Raw genomic sequence first — 16,557 nt, forward strand, 5'->3', positions numbered from 1 at the left:
ACGCGCGCCAACGCGGGACCATGCCGGACGACGAACTCCAGCGGTGGGGGGGGGGGGGGGGGGGGGGGGGGGGGGGGGGGGGGGGGGGGGGGCGGGGGGGGGGGGGGGGGGGGGGGCCCCCCCCGCCCCCCCCCCCGCCCGGCGGGAAAGACGGGCCCGCTCATCGGGGCCCGGGAGAGGGTCAGGGCTTGATGCCCACGCCCGCGTGCTCCCAGATCTTCTGCGCGGGGTCGGCCGGGCGCTTCAGCGGCGCGACGTCTCCGTTGCGCCAGGTCACGCAGTCCACCAGCACCGGCTCGGCGGAGTCGTCGGCGGTGGGGGAGACCAGCTCCAGGGAGTCGAACGCGTGCGCCACCTCGTCGGGGAAGCGAACGCGGCCCCAGTCCATGCCGAGTTCGTGCACGTGCTCGGTGAACACGCGCGCGGCGTCGGCGTCGTCGGAGGTCAGGTGCGACATGACCAGCGCCGAGCCGGGCGCGAGCCGGTCGAAGTAGCGGCGCACGAGGCCCCACGGGTCGTCAGCGTCCGGGACGCAGTGCAGGAGGCTGACGAGCATGACGCACACCGGCCGGTCGAAGTCGATCAGCCGCCTGGTCTCGGGGGAGTCCAGGACCACGTCCACGTCGCGCAGGTCGCTGGTGGCCACCGTGGTGTTGGCGTTGTCCGCCAGGATCGCGCGCCCGTGCGCCAGGACGATCGGGTCGATGTCGACGTACACCACGCGCGCGTTCGGGTTGACGCGCTGGGCCACCTGGTGGGTGTTCTCCACGGTGGGCAGGCCCGAGCCCAGGTCGAGGAACTGGTCGATCTTCAGGGTCTCGGCGACGTAGGTCACCCCCCGGGACAGGAACGCCCGGTTCTGCCGGGCCAGGGCCTTGGTGCCCGGGTTGACCGACTCCACCACCTCGGCGGCTTCGCGGTCGGGGGTGAAGTTGTCCTTGCCGTCCAGGAGCGCGTCGTAGGTGCGGGCGACCGTCGGAACGCTCATGTCGATATCAGGGGGGGACGGTATCTCGTGCGGGTACGGGTGCCGTCCTGAGAAGCCTTTGCCAGCCACGGGGGTCCTCCAGAATCACCTGGGGCGCAGGGGGTCCGCGCGTTGTTCGTCCTTGACTATACGGATTCGGAAAGGCCTCTCTGCGGGGATTTCGGCCCCCCACCCCGTTTGTGAACGCCGGTTTCGCGGAATGGTGTCGGCTCAATTTCCCTGAACTGGGAGGGCGTGTTGGTCGGTCGGGTCCGAATCGTTTAGCGGAGAACCGAGAAAACCGAAGTTTCGTCTCCGCCGGACCGGTCCGGCCTTCGTCCGGCCGCCCCGCGGCCCTGTCGTCCCCGGCGCGTAGGCTCCACAGCGTCCGCACGCACTGCAAGGAGCCCTCCAGGTGACCGTCGAACGCCCCCGGATCGAGCCGGGTCTGCTCGCCGAACTCCTCGCCGCCGCCCCCAGCCGGGTGCGCCGCAAGCTCGACGCCGCCCCCCGCGCCGCGGAGGGGTGGACGTGGACCGCCAGAGACGACGGGTGGGCCGTCGCGGCGGGCGGCGAGACCGTCCGGCTGGGGGCGCCCGAGATCACCGACGCCGCGCAGGTCGGCTGCACCTGCCTGCTCAGCCCGCGCTGCCTGCATCTGCTGTCCGTGGCGGGTTTGCTCGCGCACACGGGGGAAGAAGGGGGGTCCGGGACCGGCGAGGGACCGTCCACCTCGCCGGATCCCGGTCCCGAGTCCGACGATCCCCTCACCGCCGCCGTCGAACTGGACGACGAGATCCGCGCCGCGGCCCGGTTCGCCTGGACCGCGGGGGCCCACACCCTGGCCGCGGGGGTGCGCGCGGCGGGGGCGGTCCAACGGGTGGAGCTCCTGCGCGCGGCCGCCATGGCCCGCGCCGCGCGGCTGCCCCGCCTCGCCGCGGCCTGCACCACCGTGTCCGGCGGCCTGCGCGACCACGCCACCCCCGCCTTCACCCTCACCGAGCACGCCGCGGCCCTGACCCGCCTGCTCGACGTGTCGTGGCGGCTCGGCGGCGGCCCCGACGGGCCCCGGCCCGCCGCGACTCTGGCCGACGTGGGGATCGGCCGCCGCGCCTACACCGAGGTCGGGTCGCTGCGGTTGTACGGGCTGGGCAGCGAGAGTGTCGTCACCGGCTCGGGGTACGCGGGGGTCGTCACGCACGCGGTGTCCTTCGCCGACGGCGCGCCGCGCATGTGGCGGGTCGGCGACGTCGCCCCGGGCGGGGCCGAGCGGGCGGCCGCCGTCTACGGCGGGTCGGTGAACTTCGGCGGGCTCGCGCTGAGCCACCGGGACCTGACCCGCTCGGGGCTGGTCGCCCAGCGCGTGAGCGCCAGCGCCGACGGCCGCCTGAGCGGGGGAGCGGCCACCACGGCCGCCGCCGCCACCGGGTGCGCCTGGACCGACGAGCCGCTGGCGGCGCTGTGGGCGCGCCCGTTCGACGCCCAGGTCGACGCCGCCCTCGCGGCACTGGCCGCCCCCGCGCACCGCACCGGCGCGGACCTGGTCTTCGCCGAACTCGTCGTCGCCGGTCCGGCGGGCGGCGACGACGTGGCGGTCGTCGAGGCGGGGACGGGACGCGCGCTCGTGCTCTCCCCGGGCGGGGCCCAGGACCGCCTCCGCGCCCGCAACCTCGCCCGGCTGGCGGCGGTGCCCGGCCTGGCGCTGCGCGCCGTCGCCCGCCCGGTCCCGAACCGCCCGGGCGTGCTGGTGCCCGTCGCCGTCGCGGTGGGTGAGGGCCTGGCGCTCCCCGAGGCGTGGCGGGGGCGCGTCAACCTCTCCCTCGACACCGTCGCGGGCCCCGCCGCGGCCTCCGTCCCGGCGGAGCCCGCCTCCCCGCTCGGGGACGCGGACCCGGGCCTGGCCGCGATGGGCCGCGTCCTGGCCCGCCTGTCCGAGGCGGGCCGCGAGGCGGCGCCGTCCCGGTCCCCGCTGAACGCCCGCCTGCGCGAGCACCACCTGCCCACCGCCGCGGCCCTGCTCACGACGGTCACGGCGGCGGCCCGCGAACGCGTCCGCACCCCCACCGGGGAGTCCGTCGTCCCCCCGCCCGACCGCTTCGCGGCCGCCTGGCTGGCCGCGACGACCTACCTGTCCGCCGCCGAGTCCCACCTGCACGCCCAGACGTGGGCCGGAGGAAAGGCGGCGGCCGCGCTGGGCTGAGCGTCGGTAGTCCCCTCGGTGATCTCGGCCTTTTCGGGGTCTCAAAGGCGGTTGAGACCCCGAAAAGGCCGAGATCACCGAGGGAGACTTCTCGTCAGCCCAGCGTGGCGCCCACCTTGACGTGGCCCTTGAGCAGGTCGCGCGCGATGGCGCGGCGCTGGATCTCGTCGGTGCCCTCGTAGATGCGCAGCAGCCGCAGCTCGCGGTACCAGCGCTCGACGGGGAGCTCCCGGGTGTAGCCCATGCCCCCGTGGATCTGCAGCACCCGGTCGACGATCTCGTTGGCCTTCTGCCCGCCGTACAGCTTGGCGATGGACTGGGCGTGCCGGGAGTCGCGGTCGCCGGCGACCTGCCAGGCCGCGCTCAGCACCAGCAGCCGCAGCGCCTCCAGCTCCACCTGGGAGTCGGCGATCATCCACTGGATCGCCTGGCGCTCGGCGATGGGCGTGCCGAAGGTCTCGCGCGTGTTGGCGTACTCCACGGCCATGCCCAGCAGCCGTTCGCAGGCGCCGACGGCGCGCGCGGGCAGCAGGTAGCGGCCCCGGCCGATCCACTTCATCGCCAGCGCGAAGCCCTGGCCCTCCTCGCCCAGGATGCTGGACTCGGGCACCCGTACGTCCTCGAAGACCAGCGAGGCCGGACCCCACTCGCCCATGGTGTGGATGGGCTCGGAGCGCCAGCCCTGGTCGCGGTCGACCAGGAAGCAGGTGACCCCGCCGTCGGCGCCCTTCTCGGGGTCGGTGACGGCGAAGACCATGGTGAAGTCGGCCTCGTTGCCGCCGGTGATGAACGTCTTCTCGCCGTTGATCACCCAGTCGGACCCGTCGCGGTGCGCGCGGGCGCGGATCGCCTTGGCGTCCGAGCCCGCGCCGGGCTCGGTGATGGCGAAGCAGGACCTGCGCTCGCCCGAGATCGTGGGCAGCAGGTACCGCTCGCGCTGTTCGGCGTTGGCGTGGTACAGGATGTTGTCGGCGTTGCCGCCGAAGGAGAACGGGACGAACGAGCGGCCCAGCTCGACCTCGACCAGCGCCGCGGCGACCGCGTCCAGCCCCATGCCGCCGTACTCGACGGGCGTCTGGACGCCCCAGAAGTCCGACTTCCTGGCGAGCAACTGAAGTCCGCGCAGCTCCTCGCGGGTCAGGCCGTGCCCCTCGCCGACGCGTTCGCGGCGCAGCACCTCCTGCTCGAGCGGGATGATCTCACGCTCGACGAAAGTGCGCACCCAGTCGCGGATCGCCCGCTGCTCCTCGGTCAGTGCGAAATCGACCATGGCTCCTCTAGTTCTCTCCCCCGAAGCGCGCACGCAGCTCGCGCTTGAGTACCTTGTGGCTCGGACCCAGCGGAAGATCGGTCACGACCTCCACCCTGCGCGGGTACTTGTGCTTGCCCAGGTGCTCGCGCGCCCAGGCATCCAGCGCCGCGGTGTCCACGCCCCCGTCCTCGGCGGGCACCACCACCGCGCACACCTCCTCGCCGAGTTCGGCGTCGGGGAGGCCGATCACCGCGACCTGGGCGATCCCCGGGAACCGCATCAGGGCCTCCTCGACCTCGCGCGGGTAGACGTTGAACCCGCCGCGGATGATGAGGTCCTTCTTGCGGTCCACGATGTGCACGAAGCCCTCGGCGTCCTTGAAGCCGATGTCGCCGGTGCGGAACCAGCCGTCCACGACGGCGGCGGCCGTGGCCTCGGGCGCGTTGAGGTACCCGGCGAAGACGTTGTGGCCGCGGACCACGATCTCGCCGTGCTCGCCGGTCTTGAGCAGCGCGACGCGCTCGTCGACGTCGGCGCGGGCGATCTCCACCTCCACGCCCCAGATCGGGTGCCCGACAGAGCCCGCGCGGGTGCCGAAGAGCGGCTGGTTGACGCTGGCCGTGGGCGAGGTCTCCGACAGCCCGTACCCCTCGTACAGCGTGGTGGAGAACGCCTTCTCGAACCGGTCCAGCACCACGACCGGCAGCGACGCGCCGCCGGAGACGCAGAAGCGCAGCGAGGGCGCGTCGTCGCGGCGCGCCGCCGCCTCGGCCAGGCGCACGAACATCGTGGGGACGCCGTCGAAGACGGTCACGCCTTCGGCGCGCATCAGGTCGATCGCGTCGTCGGGGTCGAAGCGCTCCTGCAGCACCAGGGTGGCGCCGACCCGGAACGTGGTGTTCATGGCGACGGACTGGCCGAAGGTGTGGAACAGCGGCAGGCAGCCCAGGACCACGTCGTCCCCGCTGAGCGGGTGGGCGTCGAAGGCGTTGACGGTGGCGTTCATGACCAGGTTGAGGTGGGTGAGCAGGGCGCCCTTGGGTCTGCCGGTCGTCCCGCTGGTGTAGAAGACCACGGCGACGTCGTCGGGGGCGCGCGACACGTAGGAGACCAGCGGCTCGCTCGCCTCGACGACCGGTTCGAGCGCGTCGGGGCGGTGCGGCTCGCCCAGCGTGCGCACCGGGACGCCGGAGGAGTCCGCGGCGGCGCGCGCGAGCCCGGCGAACTCGCCGCGCGCCAGGACGAGGGAGGCCCCGCTGTCGGAGAGCAGGTACCCGGCCTCCTCGGGGCTGAGCATCGGCGGGATGGTCACCACGGTCGCCCCCGCGGCGAGGACGCCGTAGTAGCAGCGCGCGAAGTCGGTGACGTTGCCCGCGAGCAGGGCGACGCGGTCGCCGGGGGAGACGCCCAGGGATTGGAGGGCGGCCGCGTGCCGGAGGCCGTCCTGCCACAGGCCGGCGTAGGTGATCCGCTCCCGGTCGGTGACGATCGCGACGTGCTCGGGGCTCCGGCGCGCGGCTTCGGCCAGGACCGCGGCGAGCGAGAGTTGCATCGTGCTCCTTCGGTGGATGGCTGGCGGGGCATGGCTGGGGGCGCCCGCGGGCTCAACGGGAGAGAGACGCGCGCCACATTTAACCTAACAGTGTTCGGTTTGTAGGGCCAGACCCCGGCGCCGCCGCGCGGGGCCGGGCCCTGGCCGATACTGGAGGACGGCCGAACGGCCGATGACGTGGGCGAGAGAACAGGGGGTTCGTCGGTGGCTCGACCGAAGGCGCCGCTTCTGAGCCGGACGCGCATCCAGGACGCCGCGCTGGGGCTGGTCGACAGGGACGGGATGGAGGGGCTGTCCATGCGCAAGCTCGCGCAGGAGCTCGGCGTCCGGGCCCCGTCGCTGTACAGCCACTACCGGAACAAGGACGACCTGCTGCACGACGTCGTCGACCGGATCACCGCCGGGATCGACGTCTCCGGGTTCGGGGGCGGGGACTGGAGGCGCGGGCTCACGCTGTGGGCGCGCTCCTACCGCGACGCCCTGGCCGCGCACCCCAACATGGTCGCGTTCATCGCCGGGGGGCCGGGGCGGCGCGAGGAGGCGCTGCGCCGCGCCGACGCGGTCCACGGCGGCCTGGTCGCGGCGGGGTGGCCCGCGCGGCAGGCCACCATGATCGGCGCCTCGGCCCGCTACCTGGTGGTGGGCGCGGCCATCAACTCCTTCGCCCGGGGCTTCGACGCCGACGCGCGCGTCTACCAGGACCGCTACCCCAACCTCTCCCAGGCCCACCGCCTGCCCGAGCTCGCCGCCGAGATCGACGAGGAGGGCTTCGAACTCGCCCTGAAGGCGTTCGTCGCGGGCCTGGAGACGCTCTACCCGGAGGCGGCGCGCCAGGCGCGTCCCGCCGAGGCCCCCGCCACCGACTCTCCCTGAGGCCGGCAGTCGACGGGCGGGGAGTGGGTCTCGCAGGAGCGCGCCGACGGCTTCCGAAGCCCTGTCCGGGGCCGGTCGGGGTGGTCGGGTTCGGTCGGGTGGTGGGCCAGCCGCTGTCTCCCGTGTCACAGAAACCCGGAATGGACCTGGAACATCACTGAGGTTTCCTCAACGGAATGGTCTCGTGAGGTGACTCGACCCAGTGGATCTCGCGTTGCGGTGAGTCCTGCGGCGTCCGGCGGTCATACTGTTGGAACCGTACCGAGGAGGACCTCTGATGCGCAGCGTGACGTATTCGATGGGCGTCTCACTGGACGGCTACGTCGTCGGGCCGGACGGCGGCTTCGACTGGACGCCGCCCGACGAGGAGGTCTTTCGCTTCGCTACCGACGAGGTGCGAGAGGCCGGTGTTCACCTGTTGGGACGGCGGCTGTACGAGACGATGCGGTACTGGGAGACCGTCGACCAGAATCCGTCGCTCGACTTCTCGACGCTCGGGTTCGCCGCGGTCTGGAGGGCGCTCCCCAAGGTGGTGTTCTCCACAACGCTGTCGGCGGTGCAGGGCAACGCCCGCCTGGCCTCCGGCGGCCTGGCGGAGGAGATCGAGCGATCGCGAGCCGAGCCGGGGGACGGCAACATCGCGATCGGCGGCGCGACCCTCGCCGCCGAGGCGGCCGCGTTGGGTCTGATCGACGAGTACCGGGCCAGGGTCTACCCGGTGCTGGTCGGCGGCGGCATTCCGTTCTTCCCCCGGCACGAGCGCCGGGTGGATCTCGAACTGGTCGAGACCCGCGCCTTCAGCTCAGGAGTCGTCCACCTCCGCTACCGCGTGGCGCGTTAGCCGACTGGTCCGCCGACCCCTGGGAAGAACGGGCCGCCGGTGTTGCCCCCTCAGCGAAATGGCCTACGCGAAGCGGTGTGAACCACCGTCTGGCGGAGCCGAGTCGGACGGACCGGGGACTGCTTCTGCCCCCGCTCGGGACGATCTTGGGCTTTCTGTCCGTTTCAGGCCCCGAAACGGGCAGAAAACTCAAGACCATCGAGCAGGCCCCTTCTGCGGACGGGGGAGGGCGGTGGCGGCCGCGAACGAGGCCGCCACCATCCTCCGGGTGTCGTCCGTCAGGGGGCGGCGCCCTCGGCGGGGACCGGCGGGAACGGGATCTGGGCCAGCACCGGGATGAGGACCTCCTCCTCGTAGTCGAGGTGCTTGGTCAGCTCCTCCGACATCCGGTCCAGTTCCGCGCGGAAGCGCCCGGGGTCGGCGGAGCCGATGTCGGCCAGCAGTGCGGACAGCTCGCCCTGGATGCGCTCGACCGTCCGGTGCTCGGCGCGGAGCCGGTCGATCGCGCCGGCCAGGTGCGGGTGCTGGGCCGCCAGCGTGGGGAACATGTGCGCGTCCTCGCTGGTGTGGTGGAACTCCAGCGACTCGCAGAACGCCAGGCAGTGCTGGCGCAGCTGCAGTCCCAGCCCCGGCGTGGGCGGGGCGCCCGGGCCCTGGTGGGCCTCCCGCTCGGCGAAGTGCGCGTCGGCCTCGGCGCGCACGTGCCGCAGCTGCGAGCGCAGCCAGGTGTGGATCTGCACGAGCTTCTCGGCGAGGTTGGCGGCCTCGCCCGCCTCTTCGCCCGTCTCCGGCTCGGAGCGCTCCAGTACCACGACCGGCAGGATCCGGTCGGTTCCGGCCTGGTAGTCGGCGTAGCCGGGCGCCGAGCGCACCACGTGCTCGAACAGCCGGTCGCGTCGCTCGCCCTCGGCCGGGACCGCGATCGCGCCGAACTCCTCGGTGCCGACCTCGACGCGCACCATGGGGTGGGCGAGCACGTTGTGGTACCAGGCGGGGTGCCGGTCGGAGCCGCCCGCCGACCCGACGACCAGCAGCAGTTCGCCGTCGCGGACGTAGCCGAGGGGAGTGGTGTGCTCCTTCCCGGACCTGGCGCCGGTGGTGGTCAGCAGGAGGAGGTCGCCGCCCTCGAAGGGGCCGCCGACCTTCCCGCCGTTGGCGCGGAACTCGTCGATGATCGGCTGGTTGAAGGATGTGGACATACGGTGTGGGTCTCCAAAGAGGTGATGGGGTCCGCGGTGGTGGGTGGCGGTGACGCGGGCGTGGTCGCACGAGGGCCCTCGTCCGGAGACGGACGTCGATCGGACACGCGGAGCCGCGGACGGCCGCCGGGACGCGGCGGGGCGGGGCGGGGCGGGGGCGCGTGAGGGGCTGACGCCGCAGGCGGTGCGGGGCATCGCACGGGACGAGGGACAACGGGCGGGGGCGCTCGCGTCAGGCGTGGTATGAGCTCATGGCATCGTCCCTCGGGTCAGCGTGCTCGCCCGACCACCGACCTGCCCACTGCTCTCCGGTCGGCGTCACGTGGCACGCGCAGCTATTACAGCGATCCGGTGGACGCCTGTCAACGCGGTTGGCCGGGTGCGGCCACGGCGGGTCGGGGAGCCCTGTTGGCGGTCCGACTCCCGCGCCGAAGCTCCCCGCCAGGGGCCGGGGCTCCTCGGTTCCGTCACCCGGGAACGCTACGCTCGTACACCATGCCTGCCCTTGACACCAGAGCGATCCTCGAAGGTCGCAAGCCCGGGAGACACTCCGTCGGGCTGATCGTCGGCATCGCGCTGAGCGTGCTGTGCATGCTGCTGATGCTCGGCTACCTGCTGCTCACCGGATTCGCCGGCGGCGGCACCGCCGGGGTGGTCGCGTTCTTCGTCAGCCTCGTCGCGGCCGTCATCCCGGTCACCGTCCTCGTCCCGCTCATCCTGCTGCTCGACCGGCTCGAACCCGAGCCGAACTCGGTGCTGCTGTTCGCGTTCCTGTGGGGCGCGGGCGTGGCGGTGGTGGCGTCGTTCGCCCTCAACACCGTCGGCATGGAGCTGTACACCGTCCCGCTGTTCGGCGAGGACGTCGGCTCCTACGTCACGGCGGCCGTGGGCGCGCCGCTGGTGGAGGAGAGCGCCAAGGGCCTGGTCCTGCTGTTGCTGCTGTGGCGCCGCCGGGGCGAGATCGACTCGGCCACCGACGGCGTGGTCTACGCGGCCATGGTCGCCACCGGCTTCGCGTTCACCGAGAACGTCTCCTACTTCCTGGGCGCGCTGTTCTCCGACGGCTTCGCCGGGTTCGCGTTCACGTTCGTGCTGCGCGGGCTCGTCGCGCCGCTGGGCCACCCGCTGTACACCGCGATGATCGGGCTGGGCGTGGCCTACGCCGCCACCCACCGCGGCGCGGGCCGCGTGTTCATGCCGTTCCTGGGCTGGGTCGGCGCGGTCCTGCTGCACGCGCTGTGGAACGGCTCCACCGTGTTCGGCTGGGTCGGGCTCGGCGTCGCCTACGCGATCCTGTTCTGCGTCCTGGTCGCCGTCGTCTCCGTGGCCGTGCGCGACCGCCACCGCCAGGTCGCTGCCATCGCCCGCTACCTGCCGCCCTACCTGCCCACCGGGCTGGTCACCCCCGCCGACGTGCGGATGCTCAGCTCGATGGGCGGTCGCAAGGCGGCCCGCGCCTGGGCGCGGCGCAACGCCGGCCCGCGCGGGCGCCGGGCGATGGAGGACTACCAGCTGGCCGCGACCGAACTCGCGCTCCTGCACCAGCGGATCGACCGCGGTGTGGCGGGGGCCGCGTGGTGGGAGCGGCGCGACGCGTTCCTGGCGCTCATGCACGTGGCGCGCGAGGCGTTCATCGGCCGCGCCGTCCGGCCCGCCGCGCCCACGTGGGTGGAGAAGCCCACCGACTCGGGCTTCCTGCGGCGCTCGGACTTCGCGCACGTCATCGCCCAGGCGCACGCCCAGCGTGGTGACATGCCCCCGCAGCCGCCCCCGGGGGCTAGCGGCTGGCAGCAGCCTCCGCCCCCGCAGCGGCCTCCGGGGTGGTGACGGCGACGCGCTCGGCGGTGCCGAAGTACAGCCTCAGGATCGCCGTCCACACCAGCGTCGACCCGAGCACGTGCAGAACGACCAGCCACTCGGGCAGGCCCAGGAGGTACTGGACGTAGCCGAGCGCGGCCTGGCCCAGCACCGAGGCGAGCAGCAGCCACGCCTGGACGCGCACCGGTCGCGGCGCGCGGGTGAGGATCGCTCCCACCAGCACGGCCACGGCCAGCGCGGTGGTGATCCAGGCGAGCCCCGAGTGGACCCGGGTCACCGCCTCCAGGTCGAAGCCCCAGCGCGGCGCGGCGGCGTCCCCGCCGTGCGGACCGGTGCCGGTGACCACGATCCCGGCCACGATCAGGACCAGCCCCAGCGGGACCAGCGCGGAGGCGGCGCGGCGCAGCCACGGCCGCACGGTCGGGCGCAGTACGCCCTCGGGCTCGCGGCACCGCACGTAGTAGGCCATGGTCAGGATGACCACGAGGACCGACAGCAGGAAGTGCCCGCCCACCGAGGCCGGGTGCAGGTCCGACCACACGGTGATGCCGCCGACCACGGCCTGGCCCAGCACCCCGATCGGGATCACCGTCGCCATGACCGTCAGGTCGCGCCTGCGGGGCCGCAGCCGCAGCGTCGCCACGAACACGATCACCCCCACGGCCAGCACCAGGAAGGTCAGCGTCCGGTTGCCGAACTCGATGGCGGCGTTCAGCGCGGCGTGCTCCACTCCGACCGGCACGAAGCTGTCGGGTGTGCACTTGGGCCACTCCGAGCAGCCCAGCCCCGAGGAGGTGACCCGCACGGTCGCGCCCGTCACCGCGATCCCGGAGTTGACGACGACGTTGCCCAGCGCCCACCAGCGCAGCGACCGCGTCGTGGGCTCCCAGATGGTGCGCGCCAGCAGCACCAGCGCCACCACCCCGACGACGCACAGGGCCACCTGCCACACCCACAGCGGCAGGTTCAGGATCACGATGTCCTCCGCCGCGAGCGCGCGGGGAATGGGAGAGCCAGTCATACGACACACTGTAGTAGAGGCTTTCCCGAGCCCCCGCTGACCCCGGCGGACGCGGTGAGCTGTGGTCGGAGCCCCCGTCCCCGCGCACGCGGAGTTGACGACCCGGGAGGCCGCGGACACGCTGAACGTCTCACGGCCGCACCTCATCGCTCTGCTCGACACGGGAGAGATCGAGTACCGCAAGGCGGGGACGCATCGCCGGGTGCGGGCGGACTCCCTCCTCGACCACACGCGCCGCGACGACCAGCGCGGGCGCGGGGCCGCTGACGAGTTGGCGGCCATGAACCGGGAACCGGGTCCCGACTGATGTGGCCTTCGTCGTCGACCGGATCCACCTGGACCGGAAGGTCGTTTGGTCCTGCGCTCAGCGGATCGCCGACTCCTGGCGCAAGCCGCCCGGCAGCGTCGACGATGTCCTCTCCCGTCTGGAACGCGGCGGTCCGGTCCGGACCGTGGCCGAACCGAGGTCGGAGTAGGCCGGAGAACCGGTCAGGTGCGGGAGGAGCGGGTCGCGCCCGCGCTCGCGGCGGTCACGCAGGCCATCGCCACCCACTGCCACGGCGACAGGAACTCGCCCAGCAGCACGCCCATCAGGGCCGCGGCCGCCGGCTCCAGGCTCATCAGGATGCCGAACACGCGCGGCGGCATCCGGCGCAGCGCCTGCATCTCCAGGGTGTACGGCACCACCGACGACAGCAGGCCCACGGCCAGGCCGATCAGCAGCAGCCGGGGGTCCAGCAGGGCCGCGCCGCCCTGGGCCACGCCCACGGGCGCGATCATGACCACGCCCACCACGCTGGCGACCGCCAGCCCCGAGGTGCCGGAGAAGCGCCGCCCGGTGGCCGCGCTGAGCAGGATGTACGCCGCCCACGCCGCGCCCGCCAGCAGCGCGAACGCCACGCCCGCGAGGTTGACGTCGCCCCCGCCGCGCCCCAGCAGGAAGACCCCGGTCCCGGCCAGCGCCACCCACACCAGGTCGACCCGGCGCCTGGACCCGGCCACTGCCACCGCCAGCGGCCCCAGGAACTCGATGGTCACCGCGACGCCCAGCGGGATGCGCGCGAACGACTCGTAGATCGCGTAGTTCATGGTGGCCAGCGACACCCCGAAACCGGTGACCACCAGCCAGTCCGCGCGGGTGCGCCCGCGCAGCGCGGGACGGGCCACGGCGAGCAGGACCAGCGCCGAGGTGAGGAGCCGCAGCCACACCACCGCGCCGGGCGGCAGCACCCCGAACAGGTTCTTGGCGACGCCCGCGCCCAGCTGCACCGACAGGATGCCGACCAGCACCAGCCAGGTCGGCGGGATCGTGTCCCCGGCGGTGCGCGCCAGCGCCGAGGCGCGGGGGAGCAGCCCCGACAGGGACGGGCGGGGGCGGTCGGCTGCGGATTCGGCGGTCACAACGGATCATCCTACGAAGTCCGCCGGGACGGGCGCGCGCAGGCCGCGCGCCCGACCGGGGGTAAGGAGGGCGTCCGGAGGGAAGGCACTCGGGCACAGCCGTCGAACCGTCCGCCCCGGCCGCCCCCACCCCGCGCGGCCGGGGCGCAGCCCCCCACGAGGGGTCCGACAGAGAACGAGGAGCAATGGCCTTTTCCGTCGACTCCGAGGTCGGCCGCCTGCGCCAGGTCATCGTGCACCGGCCCGACCTGGAACTGAAGCGGCTCACCCCCGGCAACAAGGACGCCCTGCTCTTCGACGACCTGCTGTGGGTGCAGCGCGCCCGCGAGGAGCACGACGACTTCGTCCGGCACCTGCGCGACCGCGGCGTGGCCGTGCACCTGTTCGGCGAACTGCTCCAGACGGTCCTGGAGATCCCCGAGGCCAGGGCGTACATCCTGGACCAGGTCCTGGACGAGCGCTTCTACGGGCCGCTGGCACTGGACGCCATCCGCAACGGCTTCGACGCGATGGACCTGACCACGCTGCGCCGTTTCCTCGTCGGCGGCATCACCAAGCGCGAGCTGCTGGAGCGGGTGAGCGAGCCCCGGTCCGTGTGGTTCCACACCCTGGACGACGACGCCTTCGTGCTGCCCCCGCTGCCCAACCACCTCTTCACCCGCGACACCTCGTGCTGGATCTACGGCGGGGTGTCCGTCAACGCCATGCGCAAGAAGGCCCGCATGCGCGAGACCACGCACTACGAGGCGGTCTACCGGTGGCACCCGATGTTCGCCGGGGCCGACTTCGAGGTGTGGAACCCGGGCGGCGCGTGGGCCCCGGCCACCATCGAGGGCGGCGACGTCATGCCGATCGGCAACGGCTCGGTGCTGATCGGGCTGAGCGAGCGCACCCGGCCCCAGGCCGTGGAGCTGCTGGCGCGCGAGCTGTTCGCCCGGGGCGGCGCCGAGCGCGTCCTGGGCCTGTGGATGCCCAAGGCGCGCGCCGTCATGCACCTGGACACCGTCATGACCAACGTGGACTACGGCGTCTTCACCAAGTACGCGGGCCTGGGCATGCTCCCCTCCTACACGATCGAGCCGGGCGACAACGACAAGGAGCTCAAGATCACCGACCACGCCCCCGACGACATGCACCGGGCCATCGCCGCGGCGGCGGGGGTGGACGACATCAGGGTGCTCACGCCCACCCAGGACGTGTTCTCCTCCGAGCGCGAGCAGTGGGACGACGGCTGCAACGTCTTCGCGCTGGAGCCCGGCGTGGTCCTGGCGTACGAGCGCAACGTCACCTCCAACGCCTACCTGCGCAGGAACGGCGTCGAGGTCATCACCACCCGGGGCAACGAGCTGGGGCGGGGGCGCGGCGGCCCGCACTGCATGACGTGCCCGATCGAGCGGGACGCGTGAGGCGGGGCCGGGACGCGGAAAACTATCGGATGAGTATTCGGTAGCATGTATATTTTTTCAGACGTATCGACGTGACAGCAGAGGAGACCCAGCCGCGATGGCGTTCAACCTGCGCAACCGCAGTTTCGTCAAGGAGCTCGACTTCACCCCGCAGGAGTTCGCGTTCCTGCTCGGACTGTCGGCCGACCTGAAGGCCGCCAAGTACGCGGGTACCGAGCGGCCGCGACTCACGGGCAAGAACATCGCCCTGATCTTCGAGAAGACCTCCACCCGGACCCGGTGCGCCTTCGAGGTCGCCGCCCACGACCAGGGCGCCCACGTCACCTATCTGGACCCCTCCGGCTCCCAGATCGGCCACAAGGAGTCCATGAAGGACACCGCCCGGGTCCTGGGGCGCATGTTCGACGGCATCGAGTACCGGGGCTCCAGCCAGGCACTGGTCGAGGAGCTGGCCGAGCACGCGGGCGTCCCGGTGTGGAACGGCCTCACCGACGAGTGGCACCCCACGCAGACGCTCGCGGACTTCCTCACCGTCACCGAGCACACCGACAAGCCGCTGCGCGAGGTCACGCTCGCCTACATGGGCGACGCCCGCAACAACCTCGGCAACTCCCTCACCGTCGCGGGCGCCCTGCTGGGCCTGGACGTGCGCATGGTGGCGCCCGAGGAGCGGTGGCCCGACGAGGAGCTGGTCGCCGCGCCGGCCCGCGCGATCGCCGAGACCACCGGGGCGAGGATCACCTTCACCGACGACGTCGCCGCGGGCCTCGCGGGGGCGGACTTCGTCTACACCGACGTGTGGGTGTCCATGGGCGAGCCCGCCGAGGTGTGGGACGAGCGCATCAGGCAGCTGCTGCCCTACCAGGTCAACGCCGAGGCGCTCAAGGCCACCGGGAACCCCGACGTCAAGTTCCTGCACTGCCTCCCGGCCTTCCACGACCTGGGCACCGAGGTGGGCCGCGACATCCACGCCCGCACCGGCCTGAGCGCGCTGGAGGTCACCGACGAGGTGTTCGAGTCGTCCGCGTCCATCGTCTTCGACCAGGCCGAGAACCGGATGCACACCATCAAGGCCGTCATGGCCGCCACCCTGGGCGGCTGAGCGCTCCCCGCGTCCGTGGCGCCCTCACGTCACGGGCGCGGGGGACGGGCCGGGCCGGGGCGGAACAGCGCGACGAAGACCAGGGCCCAGCAGGCGACCTGCAGCAGGGTCGAAACCAGGCCGACGAGGCCGTAGACGAGGCTCAGATCGGCCCCGGCGAACGTCCCCCCGCCCCCGTATCTCATCACCGAGGTGACCACGATCTGCCACCCGCCGCTGAACAGCGCGGAGACGAGCAGCAGCAGCATCGCGACGACGACCAGGGCGCGCGAGCGGATCGGGTTCGCCAGGGCCAGGACCAGGCCGAACACGGCGATGAGGAAGACCGGTCCGTGGCTGAGGAGAACCGGGAGGAAAACACTCAGGCTACTTGTCACGGACCCAGCCTAACGACGCCCCCGGCCTCAGGAAGCGGACGGACGGGCCAGGACCGCGACCAGGAGCAGGATCCAGGCGGTGAAGGCCACCAGCGGCTGGAGCAGCAGCACGACGAGCCCGGCGGCGGTCTGCGTGCCGATCCCCGCCCCCACCTGGAGCCCGATCCACAGGAACGGCAGCGCCGCCGCCAGCAGGTTCACGCCCAGCGCCGCCACGACCAGCCCCGTGCGCGCGGGCCTGCGCCACCACACCAGCACAGCCCCGACCGCCAGCAGCACCAGGGGCGGCCCGATCTGACGCACGAGCACGAACCAGGGAACACCGAGAGACTCCACGGCAGGGAGTCTAGGGAGTTGCCGGCGCGGGGGTGGTCGGGGTCTGTCACGGCGGGCGGCGACGGCGGGTGGGGGTCGGGGCCGCGCCCGTGATGTCCGTCGCGTGAGGGTTCCGTTGACGGTCGTGGGGGGTGGGGGCCGCCCCCCCCCCCCCCCCGGCGCCCCCCCCCCCCCCCCCACAAAAACCCCCCAGCCCCGCGAGAAACCCCCCC

The 16,557-nt window shown here is 72.9% G+C and carries 16 protein-coding genes; 8 read left to right on the forward strand and 8 right to left on the reverse strand.

Going from position 1 to position 16,557, the window contains the following annotated elements:
* Positions 1-181 precede the first annotated feature (181 nt).
* Positions 182-1,012, reverse strand: a complete 831-nt coding sequence (locus EV190_RS23100; RefSeq protein ID WP_279536639.1) for an SAM-dependent methyltransferase — start codon at positions 1,010-1,012, stop codon at positions 182-184.
* A gap of 370 nt (positions 1,013-1,382) precedes the next feature.
* On the opposite strand from EV190_RS23100, the gene EV190_RS23105 reads away from it, so the two are divergent.
* Positions 1,383-3,167, forward strand: a complete 1,785-nt coding sequence (locus tag EV190_RS23105) for a hypothetical protein (protein ID WP_133743728.1) — start codon at positions 1,383-1,385, stop codon at positions 3,165-3,167.
* A gap of 94 nt (positions 3,168-3,261) precedes the next feature.
* On the opposite strand, the gene EV190_RS23110 is transcribed toward EV190_RS23105, so the two are convergent.
* Positions 3,262-4,437 (reverse strand): acyl-CoA dehydrogenase family protein, encoded by a 1,176-nt coding sequence (locus EV190_RS23110; RefSeq protein ID WP_133743729.1) that lies wholly within the window; start codon positions 4,435-4,437, stop codon positions 3,262-3,264.
* A gap of 7 nt (positions 4,438-4,444) precedes the next feature.
* Positions 4,445-5,971, reverse strand: a complete 1,527-nt coding sequence (locus EV190_RS23115) for a long-chain-fatty-acid--CoA ligase (RefSeq protein WP_133743730.1) — start codon at positions 5,969-5,971, stop codon at positions 4,445-4,447.
* A gap of 204 nt (positions 5,972-6,175) precedes the next feature.
* On the opposite strand from EV190_RS23115, the gene EV190_RS23120 reads away from it, so the two are divergent.
* Together EV190_RS23120 and EV190_RS23125 are read left to right on the forward strand one after the other, a co-directional pair.
* Positions 6,176-6,844 (forward strand): TetR/AcrR family transcriptional regulator, encoded by a 669-nt coding sequence (locus tag EV190_RS23120; RefSeq protein ID WP_133743731.1) that lies wholly within the window; start codon positions 6,176-6,178, stop codon positions 6,842-6,844.
* A gap of 277 nt (positions 6,845-7,121) precedes the next feature.
* The gene (locus tag EV190_RS23125) at positions 7,122-7,685 is read left to right on the forward strand and encodes a dihydrofolate reductase family protein (protein ID WP_133743732.1); all 564 of its coding nucleotides are present in this window, start codon (positions 7,122-7,124) and stop codon (positions 7,683-7,685) included.
* A gap of 278 nt (positions 7,686-7,963) precedes the next feature.
* Here EV190_RS23125 and EV190_RS23130 read toward each other — a convergent pair whose 3' ends face one another.
* Positions 7,964-8,884 carry a nitroreductase/quinone reductase family protein gene (locus EV190_RS23130; RefSeq protein WP_133743733.1) on the reverse strand — a complete coding sequence of 307 codons (921 nt, stop codon included), beginning with the start codon at positions 8,882-8,884 and terminating at the stop codon, positions 7,964-7,966.
* 495 nt (positions 8,885-9,379) lie between these two features.
* On the opposite strand from EV190_RS23130, the gene EV190_RS23135 reads away from it, so the two are divergent.
* On the forward strand, positions 9,380-10,711 hold the full coding sequence (locus tag EV190_RS23135; protein WP_133743734.1) for a PrsW family intramembrane metalloprotease: 1,332 nt from the start codon (positions 9,380-9,382) through the stop codon (positions 10,709-10,711).
* On the opposite strand, the gene EV190_RS23140 is transcribed toward EV190_RS23135, so the two are convergent.
* Positions 10,662-11,723: a COX15/CtaA family protein gene (locus tag EV190_RS23140; protein ID WP_133743735.1), complete on the reverse strand. Its 1,062-nt coding sequence runs from the start codon at positions 11,721-11,723 to the stop codon at positions 10,662-10,664. The genes EV190_RS23135 and EV190_RS23140 overlap by 50 nt on opposite strands.
* 61 nt (positions 11,724-11,784) lie before the next feature.
* On the opposite strand from EV190_RS23140, the gene EV190_RS23145 reads away from it, so the two are divergent.
* Positions 11,785-12,030, forward strand: a complete 246-nt coding sequence (locus EV190_RS23145; RefSeq protein WP_133743736.1) for a helix-turn-helix domain-containing protein — start codon at positions 11,785-11,787, stop codon at positions 12,028-12,030.
* 1 nt (position 12,031) lies between these two features.
* Positions 12,032-12,199, forward strand: coding sequence for a hypothetical protein (locus tag EV190_RS23600; RefSeq protein ID WP_166655534.1), 168 nt, complete (start codon positions 12,032-12,034; stop codon positions 12,197-12,199).
* A 13-nt stretch (positions 12,200-12,212) separates the two neighbouring features.
* Here EV190_RS23600 and EV190_RS23150 read toward each other — a convergent pair whose 3' ends face one another.
* Positions 12,213-13,085: an EamA family transporter gene (locus EV190_RS23150; protein ID WP_133743741.1), complete on the reverse strand. Its 873-nt coding sequence runs from the start codon at positions 13,083-13,085 to the stop codon at positions 12,213-12,215.
* Between the two features lie 224 nt (positions 13,086-13,309).
* Here EV190_RS23150 and EV190_RS23155 point away from each other — a divergent pair, with 224 nt between their 5' ends.
* Positions 13,310-14,530, forward strand: a complete 1,221-nt coding sequence (locus EV190_RS23155) for an arginine deiminase (protein ID WP_133743737.1) — start codon at positions 13,310-13,312, stop codon at positions 14,528-14,530.
* Positions 14,531-14,627: 97 nt separating this feature from the next.
* Positions 14,628-15,632: an ornithine carbamoyltransferase gene (argF, locus tag EV190_RS23160; protein ID WP_133743738.1), complete on the forward strand. Its 1,005-nt coding sequence runs from the start codon at positions 14,628-14,630 to the stop codon at positions 15,630-15,632.
* 29 nt (positions 15,633-15,661) lie between these two features.
* Here argF and EV190_RS23165 read toward each other — a convergent pair whose 3' ends face one another.
* Both EV190_RS23165 and EV190_RS23170 read right to left on the reverse strand, forming a co-directional pair.
* The gene (locus tag EV190_RS23165; RefSeq protein WP_133743739.1) at positions 15,662-16,009 is read right to left on the reverse strand and encodes a hypothetical protein; all 348 of its coding nucleotides are present in this window, start codon (positions 16,007-16,009) and stop codon (positions 15,662-15,664) included.
* A gap of 27 nt (positions 16,010-16,036) precedes the next feature.
* Positions 16,037-16,345: a hypothetical protein gene (locus EV190_RS23170; RefSeq protein ID WP_133743740.1), complete on the reverse strand. Its 309-nt coding sequence runs from the start codon at positions 16,343-16,345 to the stop codon at positions 16,037-16,039.
* Positions 16,346-16,557 lie beyond the last annotated feature (212 nt).

The sequence above is a fragment of the Actinorugispora endophytica genome (assembly GCF_004363075.1).
Taxonomy (GTDB): Bacteria; Actinomycetota; Actinomycetes; order Streptosporangiales; family Streptosporangiaceae; genus Actinorugispora; species Actinorugispora endophytica.

Bases quoted from the DNA above. Each gene is read 5' to 3' on its own strand.
- EV190_RS23110 (WP_133743729.1), bottom strand. From the start codon at position 4,437: ATGGTCGATTTCGCACTGACCGAGGAGCAGCGGGCGATCCGCGACTGG.
- EV190_RS23115 (WP_133743730.1), bottom strand. From the start codon at position 5,971: ATGCAACTCTCGCTCGCCGCGGTCCTGGCCGAAGCCGCGCGCCGGAGC.
- EV190_RS23125 (WP_133743732.1), top strand. From the start codon at position 7,122: ATGCGCAGCGTGACGTATTCGATGGGCGTCTCACTGGACGGCTACGTC.
- EV190_RS23130 (WP_133743733.1), bottom strand. From the start codon at position 8,884: ATGTCCACATCCTTCAACCAGCCGATCATCGACGAGTTCCGCGCCAAC.
- EV190_RS23135 (WP_133743734.1), top strand. From the start codon at position 9,380: ATGCCTGCCCTTGACACCAGAGCGATCCTCGAAGGTCGCAAGCCCGGG.
- EV190_RS23140 (WP_133743735.1), bottom strand. From the start codon at position 11,723: ATGACTGGCTCTCCCATTCCCCGCGCGCTCGCGGCGGAGGACATCGTG.
- EV190_RS23155 (WP_133743737.1), top strand. From the start codon at position 13,310: ATGGCCTTTTCCGTCGACTCCGAGGTCGGCCGCCTGCGCCAGGTCATC.
- argF (WP_133743738.1), top strand. From the start codon at position 14,628: ATGGCGTTCAACCTGCGCAACCGCAGTTTCGTCAAGGAGCTCGACTTC.